Raw genomic sequence first — 24,150 nt, forward strand, 5'->3', positions numbered from 1 at the left:
CGTAAAATGATAGTTGTATATAATATAGGAATCCTATTTGATTTGTGAACAAGACCAAGAGATAATACGGAGAGGGATAAAAGTCTAATAGTAAACAATGAAAAGTCAGCATTTACAAGCTACTACACTTGCGGGGGAAGTATCGCAGCAATATTTAAAAGAGGAAACTGCACTGAATGCGATTGCTGAATTACAAGATTTTATAGATATGTGTCCAGATGCGCGTGAAGTAAGGAAAGCATTGGCAGTCAAGCTAGTTTATCAAGGTTACTTGTATGATGAAATCCAAAAAATTTTAGACGTATCGCGAGGGTCAATCACAGGCTGGAAGCAAGCCTATGAAGAAACTGGAATTGACGGACTGCGACTAAACTACAAAGGGAGAAAGAGCTATCTGAATGCTAAACAACTCCAAGAGGTGTTGAGCTGGCTACAAACAAAAGATTGTTGGGAGCTTGGGGAACTAGAGTATCAACCAGCTTTTGAGTATGACGTAGTTTATGAGTCAAAGCAAAGCTACTACGACTTGTTCTCCGAAGCAGGAATCAGTTGGAAGAAAACCACAAAGGTAAATCCGAAAGCCGATGAGAATGCTGTTGCAGAAAAAAAAAAGAGATTGAAACATTGCTGGCAAATAACCGAGAAGAAATCGAAACAGGAAAGTTAAGAGTATTGTTAATTGATGAGTGTCATTTAATGTGGGGAGATTTAAGTGGTTATGTATGGGGAAAAAGTGACCAAGAAATCGCAGTCCCAGTTGTCAACGAGCGAGATAAGCAGACATACTATGGGGCAGTTGACTATCTCCTTGGAGAATTAGTTCTCAAAGCTTATGATGCTGGAAACTCAAAAAATACTATCAACTACCTAGAATACTTACTAGCTAACTCTCCCGACCAGCGATTACTAATTTTTTGGGATGGGGCTAGCTACCACCGTTCCAAGGAAATTAGAGGTTTCTTGGACTCTGTTAATCAAAGCTTACCAACCGAGCAATGGAAAATACACTGTGTCCGTTTTGCCCCTAATTGCCCAGTACAAAATCCGATAGAGGATATTTGGTTACAAGCCAAAACATGGGTTAGACGTTTTTGTGCTTTAATTCCTTCATTTTCACATTTAAAGTGGATATTTGAGTGGTTTATTAGACACACTACCTTTGATTTTGACACTCTACAGATGTACGGAACTTATTCAAAAATCAAATAGGATTCCTATACTAAATATTCAGTATTTTACTGAGAATATACTTAAGTATTATCATTTCTTCTTCATGTGCATTAGATAAAAGGTAGCAAATCGTTCTTGATTGAGAATGCTACTACGGGGTTAACATATCTTTACTTTAATCCGAATTCAAGCATAAAAAATTTTTAGTTGAGATGTTAGTTTCTGTGAGGTAATGGGTAATCTCTTATTTAGGAGATTACTGTAACTAAGTATTTACCACAGTCCGGATGCAAACATGGCTAGTTCAGGTGAAGACTACATAACTACTCGTCAAAAGCAGATTGCAAGGAAAAAAAGGATTTTAACGATAATTTCTTTTGTGGGTTTCGTTGGTTCGTCAGTTTTTGCAATTGTTCCAGCTATTCAACGGGCGACCCAAAATCCGCAGCCAGTAACTCCAACTGTATCTGCTGAGTCTTCATTGCAAGAAGAAGCCAAGGGTTATGAATTAGTTTTACAGCGAGAACCAAATAATCAAACAGCATTGGAGAAGTTGTCTATCATCCGGTTACGTTTGAAGGATAAAAAGGGAGCGATCGCGCTGATGGAGAAGTTAGTACAGCAGCATCCTGCTCGACAAGATTATAAAACTGTGTTGGCAGATATGAAGAAGAAAAATGTTCAGTAAGTAATTGCTAAGTAGTAACTATCTATGTTGAATCATCATAATGATATCTAGCTTAATTATTCAAATTAAAGGTGTAAAGATATGGGAAATGATGATAAATATGGTATCTCAGGTGTGACAACTTTTGAATATACCAAAATATTGGGATTAGAAAATATTGAATTTGGCAATAACATCATAATTGATGATTTTGTTTTTATTTATGCTAAAAAGCCTATAAAAATAGGTAACTATGTACATATTGCATCTTTTGCTTCAATCACAGGAGGTGAAAGATTGGTTATGGAAGATTTCACAGCCTTATCTTCAGGATCAAGAATTTTAACAGGCACAGATGACTTTAAAGAGTGGGGTTTTGGAAATTCAACTATTAGGGAAAAATATAGAAATACAAAAAGAAAGCCAGTACATATAGGTAAGTTCTGCATAATTGGAGCAAATAGCGTAATTTTACCAGGTGTGAATGTAGGTGAAGGCGCTACGATTGGAGCAGGTTCAGTTGTTACTAAAGACTTAGCTCCTTGGGGAATATATCTAGGAAATCGCAAAATAGGTGACAGAGATAAGTCAGGTGTGCTTAAAAATTACAATAACTTTTTATTAGAAAATAACCCATCCAAGGAGATTTACTGTTAATTAAATTGGATATAATTTTCGCGGAATATTTTTAAGTATGCTGATACTGATTGATGTTCACGTATTTTTTTAATATCTGAAAAAACGAATAAGTATCTTCCATTCTTACCTCTCTAGTCTTTTAAACTTCTTTTCCAGTTTAGAATTCCAGATATATTATAAATTTACAAGGATTTACGCAAAATATTTTTCAAGCTTTCTTTTCTTCGTTTTGTTTGTGTTCTTTGTGGTGAATTTATTCGTTAGTTGTGTGTAATTCATTTTTACTTATATACAAAATCAAAACATTATCTCAAATGAAAAAAAAATTGAATGATTTAGCTATATTTGGTGGAACGCCAACATTTGTTGATAAATTACACGTTGGTCGTCCGAACATTGGCAACCGTGAAAATTTATTATCACGCATCAATGATATTTTGGATAGAAAATGGCTAACCAACAATGGTATTTATGTACAGGAATTTGAGCGACAAATTGCTGAATTTGTTGGAGTAAAACACTGTATCGCTACGTGTAATGCAACAGTAGCCTTAGAAATAGCCATTCGTGCTGTAGGTTTCACTGGTGAAGTAATTATTCCTTCTTTCACATTTATTGCTACTGCACACGCTCTCAAATGGCAAGAAATCATACCTGTTTTCTGTGATATTGACCCCCATACTCATAATATAGATCCCAACAAAATAGTTCAAAGCATAACCCCTCGCACTACTGGTATTATCGGCGTTCATTTGTGGGGTCGCCCTTGTAATGTAGAGGCTTTAAGTGAAATTGCTGATACTCATAATTTGAAATTAATGTTTGATGCTGCTCATGCTTTTGGCTGTTCACATCAAGGGCGTATGATAGGTAGCTTTGGTGATGCTGAAGTTTTTAGCTTTCATGCTACTAAATTTTTAAACACATTTGAAGGAGGAGCGATCGTTACAAATAGTGATGAATTGGCAGAGAAAATTCGCTTAATGACTAACTTTGGGTTTGCTGGTTATGACCGAGTTATATATATCGGTACCAATGGCAAAATGAATGAAGTTTCGGCAGCAATGGGTTTAACAGGACTCGATAATTTAGATGAATTTATTTTTATTAATTGTCGTAATTATAAGTATTATGAGAGGGCATTAAAAGATATTCCCGGTATTAAATTGATTAATTATGACGAGGTTGAAAAATCTAATTACCAATATATTATTTTGGAGATTGATGAGGTATTGATGGGCATTAGTAGGGATAAATTATTAGAAATACTACAAGCCGAAAATGTGATGGCACGAAGATATTTTTATCCTGGTTGTCATAACATGGAGCCATATCGTTCTTATTTTCCATATTCTAAATTATTGTTACCAGAAACAGAAAATCTTACTAAAAGAATAATGTCTTTACCTACGGGAACATCGGTCAGTCTTGAAGATATTACTAAAATTGTAGAAATCATAAAACTAGTTGTAGAAAACAACAATTTTTTACAAGATAAATTAAGAAATTTACAACAAATATCAAACGTTATTTAAAAGGAAACAATCATGAAAGTTAGTATTTTAATTATCACATATAATCATAGTCATTTTATAGCACAAGCAATAGAAAGCGTATTAATGCAAAAAGTTAAGTTTGAGTATGAAATCGTTATAGGAGAAGATAGCTCTACAGATAATACACGCCAAATTTTACTTGACTATCAAAAACAATACTCGGATAAAATCCGGTTGTTGCTACCTGAAAAAAACTTAGGTATGCACAGAAATTTTGTCAATACATTGCAAGCCTGTCGCGGTGAATACATAGCAATTTTAGAAGGAGATGACTACTGGATTGCGGACGATAAACTACAAAAACAAGTAGAATTTTTAGATGAAAATCCAGATTTTACAATATGTTTCCATAATGTTATGGTTTTTCATGAGGATAATCAATATCAACCTTATATATTTCTTCATAATCAACCTACCGTATCTTACATAGAAGATTTATTAATACGCAACTTTATTTCTACACCCTCTGTAATGTATCGTAATGGATTGGTAGAAAGTATACCTACTTGGTTTTATGAACAAGGTATGGGAGATTGGATTTTCCATATTCTTAACGCACAATATGGAAAAATTGGGTACATTGATGAAGTAATGTCAGCTTATAGAATTCATGTACAAGGAGTTTGGTCAAGTAAAAGTAGAGATTGGCAACTAAAAGAAACGATTAGAATGTTAGATACTATAAAATCTAATGTAAATGTGCGGTATGCAGAAATTATAGACAGAGCAGTTCAATTCTATTCAGAACAGTTATTATACTTGGTTCCTGAAAGTCAAGAAGTTACGCCTGTATTAAATACAAGTTTACCAAATTATTTACAAATAAAAGATATAAACTTTATAGCGTTTCCTGACTGGAATCAGCCAGAAGAATTATTATATCAAAGTTTATATTATGCTATTAAACTATTCTTAACACATCCTGAAAATAATAAAATTGCTTTATTCATAGACACTACTGATATTAGCGAAGAGGATGCTGATATATATATATCTAGCACTTTAATGAATTTGATGCTAGAAGAGGAATTAGAGGAAAGTCACAAAATTAACGTATTTTTGATTGGTGAGCTAGACCAAATACAATGGCAAACTCTTTTATCTTTTCTGAAGGCTAGGATTGTCTTACCATCAGAGAATTTAGATGCAATTCTTGCTTCTGGGACAGCAATTATTCCATGCCTTACAGTAGAACAACTGATTGAATTTGATTTAACATTTATTGAATCTGCAAAACCTTATAAACTAAATATTGGCTGTGGAAATGTCAGGTTTCATGGGTGGATAAATATAGACATAGAGCAAAATTATAAGACAGTAGATTTAGTCTGCGATGCTAGACAAAAACTACCATTCAATGATAACTCTTGTGACTTAATATATAATGAGCATTTTCTAGAACACTTAACTCTGGAGGAAGGATTATTTTTTTTGAAGGAATGCCATCGTATCCTAAAGCCTGAGGGAATTTTACGCATAGCGATGCCATCCTTAGAATATGTTGTGCAAAAATATATGTCTGATGATTGGCGCAATCAAGAGTGGCTAAATTATCCAGAGTACCAGTTTATCAAAACTCGTGCTGAGATGTTAAATATTGCTATGCGTTGGTGGGGTCATCAGTGGCTCTATGATACAGAAGAGTTACACCGCAGATTAACCGAATCCGGATATATAAATGTTCAAAACTTTGCATGGGGTAAGAGTAATACACCAGATTTAAGAAATCGTGAGACCAGAGTTGATTCAATACTAATATGTGAATCACAGGCACTGAAATGATTCTATAAATAGGCTATCGAAAACTTAGCTAAATATACAATAACTAAAAAGCACGATGAAAACAAGAATTGCTAATGATGAGCCATTAGTTAGTATTTGCATTCCGACATACAATGGTGAATCCTTCATTGATATGGCGATGAAAAGCATTAAATCTCAGATATATAATAATATAGAAGTTATTATTTCTGATGATAACTCAACCGATGCAACAATAGATAAGATAAATTTTTTCCATGCAAAAGAAAACTTAAAAGTTAATGTTATAGCTCATGAAAGATATGGGTTGGCGAATAATTGGAATTTCTGTATTTCTCAAGCTCAAGGTAAATACATTAAATTTCTATTCCAAGATGATATTTTAGAGCCTGATGCTATTAAAAAAATGGTTGCATTGGCGGAAGAAGACGAGGAAATAGGTTTAGTATTCTCACCTCGTCAATTATTTTCTGACTCTAAAGATGCTAACTATAGTCCAAGATATTTAGAACATCATGAGGCCAAAGACGTACATAAATATTGGTCAATTTTAGAAACAATTCAATCAGGGAGCAAGCTTTTACAAGACACCAATATATTTGATAATCCTATTAACAAAATTGGTGAACCAAGTACTGTTTTAATCAGAAAAGAAGTATTTGATAAAGTAGGATTATTTAATAATGAACTTTGTCAACTAGTAGATTTAGAAATGTGGCTCAGAATTATGAGCCAATACAAAATCGGGTTTATTGATCAAGTTTTATCACACTTTCGTATACATCCCCAACAACAGACTCGCCGGAATATAGATTTAAAAGATGCTATTTTATTAGATTATCAAAAACTTTTTCAGTATATTGCTGATGACAGCCGTTATCCTGATATAACCAGACAAATGGCTGCTGTTAGATATGCTATTTTGAGCAATGACCATACTGAATTAAACCGATTACGAAACCAAATAGCACAACAATGGCTTAATATTCCAGATGAAAAATTAGCTGAAATATATGCAGGTTTGTTGGGAAAAACACATAAAGTACTCCTTGCGAATAGTATTAATGATAAAAATTTCGCTAGTAAAGATAGCATTCTCGTTAAAGATATAGTTATTTCTCAAGAATTCACCAACTGCAAATCTATTCAGAATTTACTAGCGGCTATGATGTTAGGTGATTTTAATCGAGTTCTTTTACTGTCTGACTTTTCACAAATACCTGAATGGTTATTGTATGACTATATTCAGTTCCTATTTCCGGTTCAAGATTATTTTAAACTGTTAGGAAATACAGTTGAATACTATCAATATATAGAAAAAAGTGTTTATTTATTACATAAATATATTTTCCAAGAATTAGATTCTTATTCGTCTTATAAAGCTACTAATTATTTTACTCAGATTGCTAATTTTATCCATATTTATTTTAATGAAATCAATTTGAAAGATGTATATGTCAAACGTGCCGATATAATAGAACAATGTTTGAAAATAAACGGACATAAAATTGATTATGAATTTCAAGATAGAGATAGAAATAGAAAAAAAATCAGACTTGGTATTCTATCTGCACATTTCACACCCTCAGCAGAAACATTTGCATACCTTCCCGTTTATGAATACCTCAGTCGAGATTTTGAGGTGATATTGTATTCCCTCACAGAAACGAGTCATAGATTAGAACAATATTGCCGAATTTCTGCGAACTTATTTAAAGTTCTACCAAAAGGTTTATCAGATCAGGTAAATGCTATTCGTACTGATGATTTGGATATATTATTCGTTGCTACTAACGTAACTGTAGTAACCAGCCAAATCTGCCAGTTAGCAATCCATAGATTAGCAAGAATACAAATAACTAGTGGCGCTTCCGTGGCAACAACTGGAATGAGAAATATGGATTACTATATTTCTGGTACATTAACTGATCCTTCACCCACGGCACAAGAGCAATATCAAGAAAAACTAATTAAATTAGAAGGAACTGCTCACTGTTTTAGTTATGGCACTGAGGAAGGTAAATTAACAACTCCGGTTGAAAGAAATAGTTTAGGAATTCCCGGAAATGCGGTTGTTTTCATCTCTGGTGCTAATTATTTTAAAACAGTCCCAGAACTAATGGATACTTGGGCGAAAATTATTTCTATAGTACCAAATTCAGTTTTAGTGCTTTTACCATTTGGTCCAAATTGGTCAAGTAATTATCCAAAAGCAGAATTTATCAATCACCTGAATTCAATATTTTCTAGGCATGGGTTAGGGACTGAACGCTTAAGAGTTTTAGATCCTCAACCAGTTCCAGACCGTGAGGACATGAAGGAATATTATAAAATTGCCGATGTCTATTTAGATTCCTATCCATTTGCAGGGACAACTTCATTAATAGAACCACTACAGGTTAATTTACCCGTCATTGCTAGACAAGGAAGCTGCTTCCGTTCTGCAATGGGAGCAGCAATTATACAAACATTGAATATTCCTGATTTAGTTGCTGATAGTGAAGACTCTTACATTGAATTAGCTGTTGCATTAGGTAATAATTCTGCATTAAGACAACAAAAAAGCGCCGAAATCAAGGAAAAAATGCAAAGTAATCCTAGTTTTTTGGATAGTCGCTCTTATTCAGCTAAAATGGGAAGTTTATTTCAAGAACTTTTTAGTGATTATATTGCAGATACTCTCAGTCAGAATTTATGCTTAAAAGATATCAACTTAATTATTTTTCCTGATTGGTCAGAATCAGAAGAGTTGATTAGTTCAGAACTGGAACAGGTAATTAAAACTGTTGCAACTCATCCTGACAGTGAAAAAATTATATTATTAATCAATATCGATAATATTGGTATTGATGATGTGGAAATGTTGTTATCGGCTGTGGCAATGAATCTGCTGATGCAAGAGGATTTAGATGTGAGTGAGGGATTGGAAATTTCTTTAGTAGAAAGTTTGAGTGATATTCAGTGGAAGGCTTTATTACCTCGTATTCATGCACGAATTGTTTTAGAACATGAAAATCAAGATGTAGTAATACAAACGAAAGCAGATACTTTACTAACTTGCAACTTAGAAGGTTTAAGCCAAGCGCAAGAGAAAGAGCCTTTTTGCTTGTCTGAGTAAGGTTTGTAGTGGACTGAGTTAGTAGGGTGCGTCAGTGTGAAACTATCTAGCAATACTTATACAAGTATCCATACTGACGCACCTTACTCACTTGAATATTTTTGCTCTGAAAATCGTTAAAATGCTACAGAACAATCCAAAACAAAGTTCATTATTTCAATGTCTGTACTGATAAACTAAGATTAAGGCTAGAAGTTCTATATCTCAAGACTATACCCATATCTTAAAATATCGCCGTGACTGCTATTACTATTAACTTGAACAATGTAGTTAGACTCAGCGAAGACCAATTTTATCAGCTTTGTCGGGATAATCCCGATATAAAATTTGAGCGCAATGTCAACGGACAATTAATCATTATGCCACCCACAGGGGGAGAGACTGGAAGATATAACGCTAAACTTACAACAAGATTTGTTTTGTGGAATGAGCAAACAAAACTAGGTGAAGTTTTCGACTCCTCGACCTGTTTTAGACTACCCAATGGTGCAGAGCGCTCACCCGATGTTTCTTGGATAGAAATCAGCCGATGGAATGAGCTTTCATTAGCACAACGGGAAAAATTTCCTCCCATTACTCCCGATTTTGTTTTAGAGCTAATGTCTCCATCTGATAGCTTGAATCAAACCCAAGCCAAAATGGAAGAATATATGAATGCGGGAGTTAAGCTAGGCTGGTTAATAGATAGAAAAACCCGTCGTGTAGAAATTTATCGTCAAGGACAACCAAAAGAAGTATTAGACTCTCCCACTAGTTTATCTGGAGAAGACATATTAATTGGTTTTACTTTAGACTTGCAGATTATCTGGACTTAACCAACTGCATATTCTGTAAATTTCCTCATAAAAGGAGACTGAAAACCTAACACAATATCTTCTTTTGGGACTCCCATAGTCACTAAATCTGCTGCAATATCATCCTCTGTACCATTCCATTGAAGCCAAATTTTTCCATTTTTAATATCAATATGGATGATACAACTATGTATCCAATCCTGCCCTTCCCAACCCACATGAACTATTTAGTAATGATCACGTTCCATATCAAAAATACTTTCAACTTCTATATTCCCATTATCAGGTTTTTGTTGGCTATAATCTTGTAATATTTGTTGTATAATTTTGCGATATTTAGCTAATTTTTCCATGTCTTATTTTTATATTACGATGCTTGGTCATTTATCGGATAGTTGATGGGGAAATAATACCATATAAAAAAGTATTAACTTTAACATGAATTCTATGACCTCTCCCCAACCCCTCTCCGACGCGGAGAGGGGCTTAAATATCTTTAACGCTCAACGAAAAATTCAGATTCTGAAGCCTCTCTCCTTGCAGGGGAGAGGTTTGGAGAGGGGTTTTTTCCAGTCGTCGAACTCACATTAACTTTATTTTTAAAAATAAAGTTAATACTTGGTTGAAAAAATTTGTAGTAAGGGCTTTAGCCCTTAGACTGGGAGGACTAAAGTCCTCACTACGAACTCATGTATATTTCCCACATTTGGGTGTAAGCTTTCTCCATTTCACGGGTGAATTGCTTACCATTCCATAGCGGTGATGTTTTTCTTGATTGTTTCAACTTCCACGCTATTTGTTGTCTTAAGGCTTCATCTTTACCTAAACGCACACCCCACTCTACATATTCTTCATCAGTCCAAGCAATACCTTCTGTGATTCCAGCATTCATCATCATGGTGTAGCTGTTACGTGCTGCAAATTGTTCACCTACTTTCGTCACCATAGGGATACACATCCACAATGTTTCTAAGGTAGTAGTAGCGCCATTATAGGGATAGGTATCTAACACTATATCGGCAATGCCTAAATTAGCGCGGTGAACTGATTCGGTCGCCACTATTGGAAGAAAACGTAATCTTGAGTAATCTACACCTTCTTCTTCTGCTAATTCTTCAAAAAAGTTTTTGATAGATTCTTCGTCAGATATGCCTTTAATGAGAAAATAGCTATTAGGGACTTCTTTAATAATTTGCAATTGAAGTCTAGTTATATCTGGATGTCGCTTAAAGCCTCTCTGTCCACAGAAATAAACTACTGCATCATCAGGAATATCTAATTGATCACGACGAACTGTAGGAACACCAACTTCAAAACCATCTACACCTATATAGGTTTGAGGTAAACGCCAAATTCTTTCAGTGTAGTATTCCTGGGCTGATTCTGGTAAAACGTAGGGGTCAGCAATAAAATAATCAATTGATGGACTTCCTGAAGCATCCCAACCCAACCAAGTAATTTGAATCGGTGCTGGTTTTAAGGCTATGATGTCGCAGGTAGTATCTAAAGTAATACTATCCAAATCGATTAAGATATCGATTTCATCATTGTAGATTTCTTCAGCAATTTGTAAATACTCATTTGATTTGTAAGTTTTGTCAACTTTGATAAGATACCATTCATGTAAAGCATCTAAGGCTGGATTAGTATTTAAAAAATAAGCATTAAGTTGAAATTTATCTCGGTCATGATGTTGCACTAACCATCTTGCTAACCAGCCTACAGAATGACTCCTCATACAATGTGATACGTATCCTATTGTGAGTTTTTTATTAATTTGCTTTTGTTTTTTTCTTACCAGATGACCATGAGAGTATTTTTCTATTATTTCTCTATCCAAATGAGATATATTGTTTTGACAAATTTGTAACAATTGATTTTGGATTTTTCTATTTTTACTGGGATTATCTTCAATATAAAAAGCAAAATAATTAGCATTAAATAATCTAGATATTCTAGCAGCATTAAGATTTGTAGGATTATCTTCTATGAGAGATTTTATTAATAATTCTTGTTTATCATTGACAGAGCAAGATTCTTCCCAATATCCCCCTGCGGTAATTAATCCCCTCAGAATTTGGCGATTGGCAAAAACTTTGTCAACTAAATCGTGTACTAAAGAAAAGAATAATTCAGCAGTTTCTATACCTTTTTTATATTGACCAGCATTTTGATAAAGGCTAGACAGATGACCCATGACTTCTGTATTTTTAGGGCTAATTTTTAAATAAAGTTCACATAAATTTATTGCTATATCAAATTGTCTTTGAGAATAACCAAGCTCTAAAGCTGTTGGTAATAGAGTAACTAATAAAGCTTGGTTATTATCTTTACAATATGGCAAACAGATTTCAACAAACTCCAGGGTTGATGGGTGTGTAGGTGCATAATATAAAACAAGCTTGAGAGTTTCTAGTAAAAATTCTAAATTGACATCTACTATGGGTTCAGATTGGAGAAGTTTAATTATCCCTAATTCCTGTAAATTTTCACCTGTGTATATCTCTAACTTGATAGCTAGTTGTAATAAATGTAATAAGTTGTGAATATCTTGAGGAGAAAATTCTTTAATACTTTGGCGAATTTTTTCAGCAATTGAATATTCCTCTAGTTCTTCTCGACGTTCAGCTTCTGTTTGTAGAATGTTGACTAATTCACTATTCCAAACTTCAATTTCTTCTGTTTCACCTTCCATCATGGCCATAAACCAAGTGGTTTGGGCTTCTACATCTTGTCCTTGCAACAACAGCATTAAGCCCAAATACCAATAGTAGGATTTAATTTCAGGTTCTATGGAGATTGCTTCTTCATAGAGATTAGCCGCCTGGTAATAGTTATTTGCGAGGAAACATTTTTCAGCACGATGATGCCATTCGTTGGGAGTAGTTAAAGAGAGCATAGCGATAATGAATTTTAGAAAATGGTGGAATTTCTATCAGATAAGCAATATCACAGTGAGCAAATTGCAAAAATTGGGTAATGTATAAAAACACTACCCAATCAAACAAATCTTTTATGTGACGCTGCTGAAAAAGCCAACAGGAAAACTCTTTTATTCTTCTATCTAGATAAAGAGACGTAAGTAGTAGCACATCCAGTACTAAATGTAGTAATGGCATCTACGCCCTGAGAAGGTGCTGCTGACTCACAAGCTATTGCTACTGTGAGTGCCTCAGAAGTGGCACTACTTCCGAGTTGTGTACCTACTAACCCATAGTAAGATTTCAGCGCTGGTTTAATAGCTACTCCTCTAAATTGAGCAGCATTAGGCGCACTACCGTTAACCTGAATATCGTAGCTGTAGTTCTCAGATGGTGTTCTAATCCCTACTTGCAATTCAGAAAGGTCAGTAGCGAATCTTTGATATTCCAAGAAGAAAGCTTGTTGAGAGCGGTTAGCTGTACCTACGTAGTTTCTCGCTTCTGATTGTTTGGCTTTGTTGACCTGACCAAGTAGCGAAGGTAACGCGATCGCAGCAAGTACACCGATGATAATTACTACAACTAGCAATTCAATTAAGGTAAAACCTTCTTCTTCTCTGTTCTTACGGTTGCTGAGGTGGCTGAGGAATTTAGCTTGCAATTCTGGCTTAAGCATGGGTTTCTCCTGAAGTTTGGGGTTAGTAGAATGCGACTCGCTCCGTTCTACAACAAACTTACCCAGTTGTAATTTGTGATCTATCACCCTAGTAAAAAAACTTTCTTACAGAATTACTATTTACGTATATTCACCAGCAAACCTAAGATAGTGGATAGAGAAATAGGGCTTATCCCCTGATTTATACTTAATGCTTTAATTCAAGGCTGCTCTAAATTTGTAACGATAAATGACGTAACACAGGCGGAAATACTCTTGTGTTGATTCAACGCCATGTACCCTACGATCGCTACAGTATATTACTAGCGGAAACTTAAGCCGTGGGTTAATGTCCTAAAGTCTGAATATATAGAGATACGAACATGAGAAAAACGCTGGCTTTGTTTTCCCTGAGTTTAGGAATCACCTTTTTTAACCCACTGCAACTTGCTGTGAGTCAGGTACCACCCACAGCACCACCTTTAAAACTTGTTGAGATTGGTACTAACTGCACACCAGTGCGTGCTTGCTTGGGTTGGGATGAGCAACTTTTTTCAGGACATGGGGGTTTAAAAAGCGATCGCCAAGGTCTATTAAACTCAATAGATAACAGTTTGCGTTATTTAGAAACCCCAAAAGCAGTTACAGCTTACGATAATTACCCAATTAAAGAAATTACCCGCGACAGAGTGCGTCGGAGTTTGCGCCGTTTTCGTCAGTTGGTGGCTACTGCTAAATCTCCAGCACAATTACAAGCGGCTGTGCGGAGGGAGTTCGCTTTTTACAAGTCTGTTGGTGATGATGGACAGGGTAGAGTGAAGTTTACAGCCTACTACGCGCCAATTTATCAAGCCAGTCGTGTACGCACGGCACAATATAAGTATCCAATTTATCGAGTACCACCGGATTTTGAGCAATGGACTAAACCCCATCCTAAAAGAGCTGATTTAGAAGGGGTAGACGGTTTGTTGGGAGAAAAAAGCCAGCTACGGGGTTTAGAAATGTTTTGGTTGCGCGATCGCTTTCAAGCGTACATGATCCATATCCAAGGTTCTGCTAAACTCAACTTAACTGATGGAACTCAAACCAGTGTGGGTTTTGCAGGCGGAACAGATTACCCTTGGACAGCTGTAGGGCGACTGCTGTTTCAAGACGGTAAATTATCTAAAGAAGAATTAAATATGCCGGGAATTATTCGCTATTTCCGCAAAAATCCCCAGTCTATGAGTAATTATTTACCACGTTGGGAACGCTTTATTTTCTTCAAGGAAACTAAAGGTGAACCAGCTACAGGCAGTATCAGCGTACCTCTTGTACCAGAACGTTCCATTGCCACAGATAAATCTCTCATGCCACCAGGAGCATTGGCTGTAATTAACGCGACATTTCCTTATCCTGGTCAACGTAACCAGTTGATTAACCGCAGAGTCAGCCGTTTTGTCCTTGATCAAGATACAGGTAGCGCCATTAAAGGCCCAGGCAGAGTAGATTATTTCCTTGGCTATGGTGACTTAGCAGGCGATCGCGCTGGTATTACCGTTACTACTGGCTCTATATATTACCTACTACTAAAGTAATTTCTAATTTGTAATTCCTAATTCGTAATTAAGTGTTTAATTACGTAGGACTTACCAATGAAAACGAAAGATTAAGGGTTTGAACAAGGGTATAGGAAAGGGTATAAATGTTTGAAACCCTTAAACCCCTATACCCTTACACCCGATCTCAACAGACAACCTGGGTGCGTAAGTCCTATGACGAATTACTAGCTTTACCTTGCTTGTTGCCGCATATATCTGCCATCTAACCCCTGCTTAATCCAACTGAGGCATTCATACTCAGATTTGAATAATTTGGGTGCAGCAATATTATTCAATAAGTCTGGTGGGTAATGGTCATAAAAGTATCGATCATTCTCATGAAAGACAATAATCAAATTGTTGCGGTAGATATAGCGAGATTGAAAACTATCTTTTTGACTAACAAAATCGGCGTTTTGGTCAATATGCTCTTTAGCTATCTCGATGATATTACTAATGCTATTGCCATATATTTTTGCTGGATTTTCTGCTTTATGCAGCTTACTCTTTTGCCCAATTTCTGACAAAAGTTTATAGGAATAGATTTCATACCTATCTGCTTTGCCAAAAACAAATGGAATGATGAGATATCCTTGATATGAAACTGAATTTTCATAAAGAAGACGACTCATCTGAACCTCCTTTGGTATAACTGCTTAGACAACAAGCACGCAACAAATTCGCATTAGCAATTAACGCATTTCTACTAGTTAATGCTCGAATTTATGAACACATTACTGGTGTTTTGCAAAGAGGGGTATTACCCCCTATTTTAGCCAATAATCTTTAATCAGGTGTCATCAGATAAGGATCACAGAAACTATTATGACTCTTTTTGAAATCGCTCAAAACGGAGCAGGTGACAAAAGTCAAAAAATCATGAGTTTCATCAAAGAATTTTGCAAGCATTTAACTGCATTTTCTAGATGATAAATACTAGAAATGGGTGAATAGTGAACCATCATCAATTTGGCTCACTCAAATCTGGATTATTAATAAATGTTTCAGCAGTTAAACTTTTCAGGAAAACTCACAGATTATTTTCAGTGAATTTCCACCTGTTAATGAATTTGCGTTGCAAAGGATTTTTGTAGACAAGTCAATCAATTCGCGGTTTTTGGCAGACAACAGGCTGCATAAAGCCAAAATCGTCTACCTATGAACTGAGTGAAGGGAATCGAACCCAATAACTCACATCCAAGGGAAACAAAACCATGAGAACGCAAATATTAATGAGCCTAGCCTGTTCTCTTTCTTTTTTAGGTTCACTAACATTACCTGTTGCAGCACAACTTCCTACCCAGCCAACACAAACAGAGGCAGCTACTCTAGAAGTTAGTATTCCACAAGATACAGCAATTGTCGTTTCTTTTCCCGCACCCATTACAGTAGATGTAGGGCAAAAAAAGGATTATCCTCTGACTGTATCTTTGGCAAGTGCCATTAAAGATGCTCAAGGTAATACTATAGCGGCGGAAAATACGCCTGTAACCATAGTTCTCAAACCAACAGAGGGCGGTGCCAGAATTGTGGCACAGTCTTTAGTAATCAATGGGCGCATTGTTGCAATCAAAGCATCCAGTCAAACAATACCTGGTACTACGATTACCCATAAAGGAGCTAATGACGTAGCAGTGGAGAGTGCATCTATTTGGAGTAAGATTGGGGGCAGCACCCTGGGTTTCTTAAGCAACGGTAATCCTGAGCAATTTGATCGAGGCACAATGTTAGGTGGTGCTATGGGTTTGCTTTCGGGTTTACGTTCCGCAGAAAACACCCGTGTTGTCCAAATTCCCCAGAGTAGTATTTATGTTTTATCCCTGGAAGCTCCTATCACTTTCTCTTCACGCTAGTGTCAGGAGCCAGAGGGAAAGTCAACTATTGACTAATGACTATTGACTCATCACTAGGGTGGAGTATTGTTAAATGAAAGTTATGCCTATTTTCGGCTTTGAGGTACTGCTCTTGTAAAGGTTGCCACTGTTGCCACCACTGGTAGCGATTTTCTGCTAGTAGATTAGCAAGTGTTGGTAATTGATTGTGGATATCTGACTTGAATACATCTACCAGCCACTCACCCATGACTACACTGTCTTGAATGTTACCTAAAATATCTTGGATACTTTTGACCTTTGTAATGTAGGCGGCATAAGAATCACCATATAACTCAGTAAATAATTCCATTTGATAGCGCAGGCGTTTGGCTTGTTTTCTTAAGCTATGAATTGTTTCGCCTTTTGTGGTCAGTTGTTGTTCTATCTTGTCGGCTGGCCAATCAGTGATAATTTTAACTTCACAATCTACAATATCGGTTCCTACTAACAACCCAGGATGCAGCAAGAAACTGCTTACTTCAGGTAACAATAAATCTGGTAATACTTGCTTTATTGGTAGAGAGGCTAATGGTTGATAACTAGGTTTTTCTAACCATTCCTCTAATGAATGTTTTAAGGACTTATAAGACTCATCTTTCAATGTTTCTTGGGTTTTATCAAGTACACTTACTCGTTGTTTAGTTAAAGCATCAAAAGCTTTTTGCAAAGTTTTTTGCTCTTTTTCTGGTAAATGTGGTTGATAAAGGGTTTCTAAGGTTTGTTTTAATACGTCTAAGTCTCTGAGATTACCCAGCTTACGGGCAATTTTACCAATATTTTTATCACTGGCGGGCTTTGATAAATTTAATGCTATGTCAAATCTACTAATAGCTGTACGTAAGCGTCTCATGCCTACTCGCATTTGGTGTAATGCTTCTGGATCTTCATCTTTCTTAACAGCTTTTTCCCACTTCAAGGTTTTCTTAAAATGTTTTTGGATAGCTTCGTAAGCGTAATTTCCTAGAGTTTTGACTGTTGTTTCTGTAGCTAATGTCATCGCTGATAGTAATTCTTTACTTATTTAAACAGATTATTGAATGATAGCAAATGATAGGATTTGTGAAAAATTTATATCTAACCTTTGATATGTCTTTTTAAGAAAGTTATTTCTTTGTGAGTATTATTGTGCTTCCTTATAGATGTAAAGGTAGAGATATTAAAGATTCAGAGTTAAGAAAGAGGGGTTTTTACATAGTTTGTGTATAAAATCCATGAATTGCCGGATGGATAAAATTACACTGCATATTGACTGGAATCCAAGCAAAATAGGGAAAATATTTTGGAACTTGTTTCTTGCTGTGTATGGAATCAGTCCGGAAAATAACTTATTAACTTATCCTTAACCTGGGAGGCTAGGCGACATGGTAAACTTCCATCTGCTTCAACAAATCAGTCTGACATTTGATAAAACTTTTCAGCAACACAGGGAAGATATTTCAGCTATATTACTTACTCAAGAAAAGCATTTATGGCTGGGGTCGGATGAAACTGCCACCATTGAGCGTTTATATTTGGTTGATGGCAATAAATTTAGTGATCACAAACAATTTCGGGTAGCTGAATTTATTGATTTACCAGCACCAGAAGATGAAGAAATTGATATTGAAGGATTAGCTTATGCTGATAATTACCTGTGGTTTACAGGTTCTCATAGCTATAAGCGTAAAAATATTAAATCAGACAATACGGATGAAAAAAATATTTCTCGATTAGCCAAAGTTACATCGGAAGATAATCGCTACATCTTAGGAAGAATTCCCCTTGTAAATGGTAAATTATTGCAGTCTTGCCCTGATCCGCAAGATGCAAATAAGCAGTTAGTTGCTGCAAAATTAGAGTTAATCAAGCAAGGAAATGTTTTGATGTCAGCTTTGGCTGATGATCCGCACTTAGGTTTCTTTGTCAAAGCTGCAATACCTGGTAAAGATAATGGCTTTGATGTTGAAGGTTTAGCTGTGTACGAAAACAAAATTTTCTTGGGTTTACGTGGCCCTGTGTTGCGAGGTTGGGCGATTATTTTGGAAATTGAGCTACAAGATTCCCAGCCAGGTTTGATGAGACTATGGGAGTCTGGAAAAGGTGGAAAGACGTACAAAAAACATTTTGTTTGGTTGAATGGCTTAGGAATTCGTGATTTATGTCTGGCTGGAAAAGACTTGTTAATTTTAGCTGGGCCAACGATGGATTTAGATGGGCCTGTACAAGTTTATCGAATAGAAAATGGTGTAAATTTACAAGAAAATATTCTCAACAGACCAGAATTAGTCCAAGAAATTCCCTATGGCGATCGCAATGATCATGCTGAAGGTATAACATTATTTGAGGATGTATCCGGTGTACCTTCCATATTGGTAGTGTATGACTCTCCAGCCAAGAGTAGACTGGTGGGTAATGATAGCGTTATCGCTGATGTGTTCCCACTAGGTTAAAGATTCGTAGATATTGCTTGTACAGGACAAGTAGGAATACACTGCTCACAGACAATGCAGCGCGATCGCGTGAATGTTAGTTTATATGTTTCTGGGTGCAAGGTCAGGGCTTCTGTAGGACAAACCCCAGTGCATAAACCACAGTGGACACATACATCTTCATCAACGACAATTTCCCCTAGAGTTAGGGAAACATTAATATGGCGCGATCGCATCCATTCAATAGCTGCATCTAACTGATCAATATCCCCCGATAGTTCTACTACCAGTTTGCCAATTTGATTAGGCGCAACTTGAGCGCGGATGATATTCGCAGCCACATTGAACTCTTTCGCCAGCACATAAGTCACAGGCATTTGTATAGCACGTTTAGGGAAAGTCAGGGTAACTCGTTTTTTCACAGATTTAGCAGAGTCTTTTCTTGTTCTGTTCTAGCGTAAGAAATTAGGGGTGTAAGGGGGTAAGGCTGTAGGGGGAACATCATCATCAGTCCATAATCAACAGTCAACAGTCAGTTACACTAAAAATGAGATTACTTAATAAGATTTAATAAATTGTGTTATGAGTACTGATTCACCAATTAAGCCGGAAACTACTGCGGGAGAGAGGTTGAGAAACTTTTTAGTTGCAATTGTAGCGATCGCTCTTACTGTTGCCTTAGTCTTAGGACTGCGGACAGAAACGGCTGCTGTATCTCTGGATAAATTATATGCAGCTTCCACTCCTTTAGAAGTGGCTATCAGCAACGGTAAGCCTTCAATGGTGGAATTTTACGCTAACTGGTGTACTGTCTGTCAAAAAATGGCTCCAGATATTGCCGAATTTGAACAACAGTATGCTGACAAGATGAATTTTGTCATGCTCAATGTAGATAATACCAAGTGGTTGCCGGAAATGCTGAAATATCGGGTAGACGGTATTCCTCACTTTGTATTTTTAAACAAAACTGGGGAAAGTCTAGCCCAGGCGATCGGCGATCAACCCCATACAATTATGGCAAGTAATTTAGAAGCCTTGGTGACTGGTTCCGCTTTACCCCATGCTCAAACTAGTGGACAAGTTTCTCAAGTCTCTACACCAGTTGCACCTATCGGTAGTCAAGACGATCCTCGCAGTCATGGTAGTCAAGTGGTGAATTAGGATACGGGGAGTAAGGTATAGGGGAAAGAGATGCTTTGATCTGGAATTGATTCTTCCCTAACCCCTATTTAATCTGTCTTAATGGGCGTAGCTGATGATGGCTAGTTAAACAGCCGCAGAAATAATTGCAGAACCAACTGGTACAGAAGCATCCACCGCAGCACCATTAGTTAAAATAGGCTGGCGAGTTTTCAGATCAAATTTGTAGCCATGTGGCAAAATGTGTAGTTTTGCGCCACAAATTGCTAAAGCTTCATCCCTGAGGATTTTATCCATATTGTTGTATGTAGACTCTGATTCATCCACAATTGTGACTGAACCTTGGCCAATGATTTCAATTTGGCTGTCAGTCACGACCATAGCAGTATTCTCATCAATCCCAAATCCTAGTACGGCTGGTTCTCTAATCAAAGCTGTAATTAAGCGTCCCAAGCGTCCGCGTTCAGAAAAATGCTGGTCAATGACTACCCCAGGGAGAAAACCTAAACCTGGCCCCATTTCTACAATCTCTAAACGAGGATTGGTTTCTGAGTCACCTTCCACAATCATTTTATCTGGCATGACTGCCGCACCGGCACTTGTGCCACCAACAACGATACCTTCAGAGAAGCGTTTGTGAATTGCTGCATCAATTTCGGTGTCTTTGATGATGCTGGTAATCCTGGCTTGGTCTCCCCCAGTAAAAAATATACCAGTCGCTTTGGCGATCGCTTCCAGTGCAGTTGATGAAGACGCATCTTCACGGGTTTCTGTATCAATTATGCGAACATTTTCCGCACCCAAACGTTCAAACACTCTAATATAATTCTCTCCCACATCTCTGGGTAGTTCTGTCGCTGCCGTCATAATTACAATGTAGGCTTTTGTACCACCAGAACGCCGCACAAATTCCCGCAATATTTGCGAATCACCATCTTTATCTTCTGCACCACCAATAATTACCAACTGCCGTTTGTCTTCACTTGCAGCCATAATATCTCCTACCATAGATTTATTTATGTAATATCAATAAAGCATGACATTCGTATGTATAAAATCGCCCATAAGACTGATTAAAGTACTTTAAAAAATAACTTAATTATCTCTTAGGAACTATTACTAAAATCATCATTATTAATGGATAATATTTCCTATTATGTAAGAATTTAAATCTAAGTGAGAAGCTAAATATGCAACATCCCCAACTCATTATAGAACTTGGGGATGTTGTATATCTGAATAGTTGTTTAGTAATGAGATTTTACTAAAGTTTTTTATTGGGTTAAAACTCTGTCAACAATGATTTAAAATTTGCACAAAGTGCTTATTTAATTAAAGACTTTTAGTGAATACGATTCCTGTAGAGTAAGTTTGCTAGAAACAGCCTTGCTTGTTCTAATGGCAAATGTCTGGGTTTACCTTGATAGACAATTTGATACTCTTCAATATCTGGCCCGTCTCCATGTCCAGAAATCAGTTTTAGGTGAAAAGCTTCCTCTGCAAGTTGTCTAACTTCGTCCCTTAGATCAGCTTGTGTGCTATTCATATCTTGATTGTCTCGCGTAACCATCCCTTCCTTTTTACAAATTTTTCGATGATATTACACCCTTCAAAAGTTATATTTTTTATGAGTAATAGGTATTTTTTCATGCTTGGTCAGCCAATAGCTAATCACCCATTACTCATTACTTAACTCTACTATTTATAAATCACATAGAACGGCTATATACTGAGATAAGTCTTAATTTAAATATGCCTTGGGATAGTTGTAAATGCTTATAAGTAGAGTTAAATTCAGCCAGAGCAACTGTAGCTTTAAATTATTCAAGATTTTTATGTAAGATAATCTTAAATTGTTAAGACTCCTTACTGGAAATTAAACGTTACATTTATTAGGTGTTTAGCCAGAGGTTTAGCATCAATGGTTCAGGAAACAAGCACCGATTTAGTCCGCATTAATGCCAGAAAGACAGATGTATTTGATCTCTTCAACTGTCTGTATTATGTTGGTTCAAATCCCTATCTAGATACAGGGGCGCTAGTCTTTGATTTTGCTGTGGTGGAAGATAGAAAGCTTTTGCCTATTGAAGATTATATTACTAGAGTAGGCGATCGCTATCCCCATCTACGGGAGCAAAACTACGAATCCTATGCCCATTTATTTGCCCAAACTGTGTCAGAAGTGGGTAAACTAGACATGAATTTACACTTCCATCGCTGGAGTGTAAAACCGTACAGCAAATATACAAAAATTGCTGTTCAATCACTGCACGAACGCACAATCAGATCAGTTGTTTACCTAGTATGGGACTGGTTTGAAGCCATTAACCAAGATGATGACTTTTTCTGGGATGACCAGCTTGTCACCTTGCAAAATCGGTTTCGCCAATCTGTATACGGAGGCCCCACAGTTTACGCCTTATTGCGAACAGCCTACGAAAAAGGTATTCCCACCTTTTATCTGTGGGACGAAGGATTAATGCAATACGGCTGGGGAAAAAAACATATCCGGGGTGTAGCCACAACCTTTAATTGCGACAGCCATATTGATTCTGATTTCACCACTCGTAAAGATGACTGCAAAGCCTTTCTCCACACTTTGGGTTTTCCAGTACCACAAGGTGAAATCGTCTATTCGCCAAAAGAAGCTCGACAAGTAGCCAAAGACATCGGCTATCCAGTAGCAGTTAAGCCAGTGGTAGGTCACAAAGGAATTGGTGTCACCGCAGATGTCAAAGATGTAGACGAACTTGAAGTTGCTTATGATAGAGCATTAGAAGCGATTCCTGAAAATGAACCCGCACGCATAATTGTTGAAAAAAGCATCAAAGGCAAAGATTTTCGCTTGCTATGTGTTAATGGTCGATTTGTCGCCGCCACAGAACGTCATCCCGCATCGGTAGTTGGTGATGGTGACTCAACAATTTGGGAATTAATTCAGAAAGAAAACCGCAAAGCAGTGCGTTTAGACACTCCAACTTCACCGATGAGTAAGATTATCGTTGATGACGCAATGGAACACTATCTAGAAGAACAGCGCTTGTCATTAAAAACAGTACTTGACAAAGGTGAAACTGTTCACTTACGGAAAGTTGCTAATCTTTCAGCCGGAGGGATGAGCATCAATGCTACTCATGCTATCCATGATGACAACATTATCTTGGCGCAAGATATTGCTCAATATTTCCGTTTGACTTGTCTGGGAATTGATGTCATAGCTGAAGACCTTTCTGAGTCTTGGAAAGTTGGTAACTTTGCCATCATCGAAATCAACGCTGCACCAGGTGTAATGATGCACCTTAACCCAGCAGTAGGTGAAAGTGTTGACGTACCTTCCCACATTTTAGAAACATTTTTTGAGTCTGGTTTAGATGCCAGAATCCCGATTATGACCTTTAATAAAATCTCTGTGGAGGAATTGCAAACCACAATAGACCACATTTTGTTGCAACATCCAGAATGGACAATAGGGGCTGTTTGTCGTGATGCCGTTTTTGTCAACCGATCGCAAAAGGTACTGCGTGACGATTACAATAGCAACATCCAAAGTTTGCTACGTAATCCCAAGCTCGATTTATTAATTGCCGAATATCCAGAAGATACCCTAGAAGAAGACGGAATGTTTTATCAAGGGAGTAATTTGGTAGTTTTAGATAATCCCAGCGAAACAGAAATGATGTTGGCGCGGGATGTGTTCGATGGTTCTACCATCGTCATTAAAAAAGAAAAAGATGTTTCCATTCGGCGCAAAGGCCTAATAGAAGACTACACATTAGGTGAAGATGAACCATTCACACGGGTTTATCTCAAAGAAATTGGCACCATCCTATAAAACCATCGTAGAGACGTTGCATTGCAACGTCTCCC

19 protein-coding genes and 1 pseudogene are annotated in these 24,150 nt (G+C 36.7%); 12 read left to right on the forward strand and 8 right to left on the reverse strand.

Annotation, left to right across the window (positions count from 1 at the left end; genetic code table 11):
* The first annotated feature begins 97 nt into the window (after positions 1-97).
* The 7 genes from ACN222_RS02750 to ACN222_RS02780 all read left to right on the forward strand — a co-directional run bounded on the left by ACN222_RS02750 (position 98) and on the right by ACN222_RS02780 (position 9,726).
* Positions 98-1,209, forward strand: a protein-coding gene (locus ACN222_RS02750; RefSeq protein WP_419756885.1) for an IS630-like element IS895 family transposase whose coding sequence is annotated in 2 segments (ribosomal slippage) — positions 98-602 and positions 602-1,209 — 1,113 coding nt in all. Because the reading frame shifts where the segments join, the coding sequence is not laid out codon by codon here.
* A gap of 256 nt (positions 1,210-1,465) precedes the next feature.
* Positions 1,466-1,858, forward strand: coding sequence for a tetratricopeptide repeat protein (locus ACN222_RS02755; RefSeq protein WP_010994730.1), 393 nt, complete (start codon positions 1,466-1,468; stop codon positions 1,856-1,858).
* An 81-nt stretch (positions 1,859-1,939) separates the two neighbouring features.
* Positions 1,940-2,494, forward strand: coding sequence for an acyltransferase (locus ACN222_RS02760; protein ID WP_010994731.1), 555 nt, complete (start codon positions 1,940-1,942; stop codon positions 2,492-2,494).
* Positions 2,495-2,790: 296 nt separating this feature from the next.
* Positions 2,791-4,011 (forward strand): DegT/DnrJ/EryC1/StrS family aminotransferase, encoded by a 1,221-nt coding sequence (locus ACN222_RS02765; RefSeq protein ID WP_010994732.1) that lies wholly within the window; start codon positions 2,791-2,793, stop codon positions 4,009-4,011.
* Positions 4,012-4,023: 12 nt separating this feature from the next.
* Positions 4,024-5,814: a glycosyltransferase gene (locus ACN222_RS02770; RefSeq protein WP_010994733.1), complete on the forward strand. Its 1,791-nt coding sequence runs from the start codon at positions 4,024-4,026 to the stop codon at positions 5,812-5,814.
* Positions 5,815-5,869: 55 nt separating this feature from the next.
* Positions 5,870-8,911 (forward strand): glycosyltransferase, encoded by a 3,042-nt coding sequence (locus ACN222_RS02775; RefSeq protein WP_010994734.1) that lies wholly within the window; start codon positions 5,870-5,872, stop codon positions 8,909-8,911.
* A gap of 236 nt (positions 8,912-9,147) precedes the next feature.
* Positions 9,148-9,726, forward strand: coding sequence for a Uma2 family endonuclease (locus tag ACN222_RS02780; RefSeq protein ID WP_010994735.1), 579 nt, complete (start codon positions 9,148-9,150; stop codon positions 9,724-9,726).
* Here the strand turns inward: ACN222_RS02780 and ACN222_RS02785 are convergent.
* The 3 genes and pseudogenes from ACN222_RS02785 to ACN222_RS02795 all read right to left on the reverse strand — a co-directional run bounded on the left by ACN222_RS02785 (position 9,723) and on the right by ACN222_RS02795 (position 13,302).
* Positions 9,723-10,058: pseudogene (locus ACN222_RS02785) on the reverse strand (XisI protein). The gene ACN222_RS02780 and the pseudogene ACN222_RS02785 overlap by 4 nt on opposite strands.
* A gap of 326 nt (positions 10,059-10,384) precedes the next feature.
* Positions 10,385-12,604 carry a hypothetical protein gene (locus ACN222_RS02790; RefSeq protein ID WP_010994738.1) on the reverse strand — a complete coding sequence of 740 codons (2,220 nt, stop codon included), beginning with the start codon at positions 12,602-12,604 and terminating at the stop codon, positions 10,385-10,387.
* Between the two features lie 161 nt (positions 12,605-12,765).
* The gene (locus ACN222_RS02795) at positions 12,766-13,302 is read right to left on the reverse strand and encodes a type IV pilin-like G/H family protein (RefSeq protein ID WP_044520670.1); all 537 of its coding nucleotides are present in this window, start codon (positions 13,300-13,302) and stop codon (positions 12,766-12,768) included.
* A 362-nt stretch (positions 13,303-13,664) separates the two neighbouring features.
* Between ACN222_RS02795 and ACN222_RS02800 the strand changes: the two genes are divergently transcribed.
* The gene (locus tag ACN222_RS02800; RefSeq protein ID WP_010994740.1) at positions 13,665-14,858 is read left to right on the forward strand and encodes a murein transglycosylase A; all 1,194 of its coding nucleotides are present in this window, start codon (positions 13,665-13,667) and stop codon (positions 14,856-14,858) included.
* A gap of 194 nt (positions 14,859-15,052) precedes the next feature.
* Here the strand turns inward: ACN222_RS02800 and ACN222_RS02805 are convergent, their stop codons facing one another.
* On the reverse strand, positions 15,053-15,493 hold the full coding sequence (locus ACN222_RS02805; RefSeq protein WP_010994741.1) for a hypothetical protein: 441 nt from the start codon (positions 15,491-15,493) through the stop codon (positions 15,053-15,055).
* Positions 15,494-16,075: 582 nt separating this feature from the next.
* Between ACN222_RS02805 and ACN222_RS02810 the strand changes: the two genes are divergently transcribed.
* Complete coding sequence (locus ACN222_RS02810; RefSeq protein ID WP_010994742.1) at positions 16,076-16,714, forward strand: hypothetical protein; 639 nt, start codon at positions 16,076-16,078, stop codon at positions 16,712-16,714.
* 25 nt (positions 16,715-16,739) lie between these two features.
* On the opposite strand, the gene ACN222_RS02815 is transcribed toward ACN222_RS02810, so the two are convergent.
* The gene (locus ACN222_RS02815; RefSeq protein ID WP_010994743.1) at positions 16,740-17,732 is read right to left on the reverse strand and encodes a CHAD domain-containing protein; all 993 of its coding nucleotides are present in this window, start codon (positions 17,730-17,732) and stop codon (positions 16,740-16,742) included.
* A 364-nt stretch (positions 17,733-18,096) separates the two neighbouring features.
* Here ACN222_RS02815 and ACN222_RS02820 point away from each other — a divergent pair, with 364 nt between their 5' ends.
* Positions 18,097-19,164 (forward strand): DUF3616 domain-containing protein, encoded by a 1,068-nt coding sequence (locus ACN222_RS02820; protein WP_096637235.1) that lies wholly within the window; start codon positions 18,097-18,099, stop codon positions 19,162-19,164.
* Here ACN222_RS02820 and ACN222_RS02825 read toward each other — a convergent pair.
* A complete protein-coding gene (locus ACN222_RS02825) occupies positions 19,161-19,565 on the reverse strand; it encodes an NIL domain-containing protein (protein ID WP_010994745.1) in 405 nt (134 codons plus the stop codon). The two genes, ACN222_RS02820 and ACN222_RS02825, sit on opposite strands and share 4 nt — an antisense overlap.
* A gap of 160 nt (positions 19,566-19,725) precedes the next feature.
* On the opposite strand from ACN222_RS02825, the gene ACN222_RS02830 reads away from it, so the two are divergent.
* Entirely contained in the window at positions 19,726-20,304 is a 579-nt protein-coding gene (locus ACN222_RS02830) for a thioredoxin family protein (protein ID WP_010994746.1), read from the forward strand.
* A 105-nt stretch (positions 20,305-20,409) separates the two neighbouring features.
* Here ACN222_RS02830 and ACN222_RS02835 read toward each other — a convergent pair whose 3' ends face one another.
* Together ACN222_RS02835 and ACN222_RS02840 are read right to left on the reverse strand one after the other, a co-directional pair.
* Positions 20,410-21,276: a cyanophycinase gene (locus tag ACN222_RS02835; RefSeq protein WP_044520672.1), complete on the reverse strand. Its 867-nt coding sequence runs from the start codon at positions 21,274-21,276 to the stop codon at positions 20,410-20,412.
* Positions 21,277-21,625: 349 nt separating this feature from the next.
* Positions 21,626-21,829, reverse strand: coding sequence for a hypothetical protein (locus ACN222_RS02840; protein WP_044520673.1), 204 nt, complete (start codon positions 21,827-21,829; stop codon positions 21,626-21,628).
* Positions 21,830-22,204: 375 nt separating this feature from the next.
* Between ACN222_RS02840 and ACN222_RS02845 the strand changes: the two genes are divergently transcribed.
* Positions 22,205-24,115, forward strand: coding sequence for an acetate--CoA ligase family protein (locus tag ACN222_RS02845; protein ID WP_010994749.1), 1,911 nt, complete (start codon positions 22,205-22,207; stop codon positions 24,113-24,115).
* Positions 24,116-24,150 lie beyond the last annotated feature (35 nt).

This window comes from Anabaena sp. FACHB-595, assembly GCF_048568275.1.
Lineage (GTDB): Bacteria > Cyanobacteriota > Cyanobacteriia > Cyanobacteriales > Nostocaceae > Trichormus.

What these genes read in the sequence shown, in the direction of transcription:
- ACN222_RS02840 (WP_044520673.1), bottom strand. Translation starts at nt 21,829, where the DNA reads ATGAATAGCACACAAGCTGATCTAAGGGACGAAGTTAGACAACTTGCA.
- ACN222_RS02820 (WP_096637235.1), top strand. Translation starts at nt 18,097, where the DNA reads ATGGTAAACTTCCATCTGCTTCAACAAATCAGTCTGACATTTGATAAA.
- ACN222_RS02835 (WP_044520672.1), bottom strand. Translation starts at nt 21,276, where the DNA reads ATGGCTGCAAGTGAAGACAAACGGCAGTTGGTAATTATTGGTGGTGCA.
- ACN222_RS02800 (WP_010994740.1), top strand. Translation starts at nt 13,665, where the DNA reads ATGAGAAAAACGCTGGCTTTGTTTTCCCTGAGTTTAGGAATCACCTTT.
- ACN222_RS02790 (WP_010994738.1), bottom strand. Translation starts at nt 12,604, where the DNA reads ATGCTCTCTTTAACTACTCCCAACGAATGGCATCATCGTGCTGAAAAA.
- ACN222_RS02795 (WP_044520670.1), bottom strand. Translation starts at nt 13,302, where the DNA reads ATGCTTAAGCCAGAATTGCAAGCTAAATTCCTCAGCCACCTCAGCAAC.
- ACN222_RS02830 (WP_010994746.1), top strand. Translation starts at nt 19,726, where the DNA reads ATGAGTACTGATTCACCAATTAAGCCGGAAACTACTGCGGGAGAGAGG.
- ACN222_RS02815 (WP_010994743.1), bottom strand. Translation starts at nt 17,732, where the DNA reads ATGACATTAGCTACAGAAACAACAGTCAAAACTCTAGGAAATTACGCT.
- ACN222_RS02765 (WP_010994732.1), top strand. Translation starts at nt 2,791, where the DNA reads ATGAAAAAAAAATTGAATGATTTAGCTATATTTGGTGGAACGCCAACA.
- ACN222_RS02805 (WP_010994741.1), bottom strand. Translation starts at nt 15,493, where the DNA reads ATGAGTCGTCTTCTTTATGAAAATTCAGTTTCATATCAAGGATATCTC.
- ACN222_RS02845 (WP_010994749.1), top strand. Translation starts at nt 22,205, where the DNA reads ATGGTTCAGGAAACAAGCACCGATTTAGTCCGCATTAATGCCAGAAAG.
- ACN222_RS02810 (WP_010994742.1), top strand. Translation starts at nt 16,076, where the DNA reads ATGAGAACGCAAATATTAATGAGCCTAGCCTGTTCTCTTTCTTTTTTA.
- ACN222_RS02760 (WP_010994731.1), top strand. Translation starts at nt 1,940, where the DNA reads ATGGGAAATGATGATAAATATGGTATCTCAGGTGTGACAACTTTTGAA.
- ACN222_RS02755 (WP_010994730.1), top strand. Translation starts at nt 1,466, where the DNA reads ATGGCTAGTTCAGGTGAAGACTACATAACTACTCGTCAAAAGCAGATT.
- ACN222_RS02770 (WP_010994733.1), top strand. Translation starts at nt 4,024, where the DNA reads ATGAAAGTTAGTATTTTAATTATCACATATAATCATAGTCATTTTATA.
- ACN222_RS02775 (WP_010994734.1), top strand. Translation starts at nt 5,870, where the DNA reads ATGAAAACAAGAATTGCTAATGATGAGCCATTAGTTAGTATTTGCATT.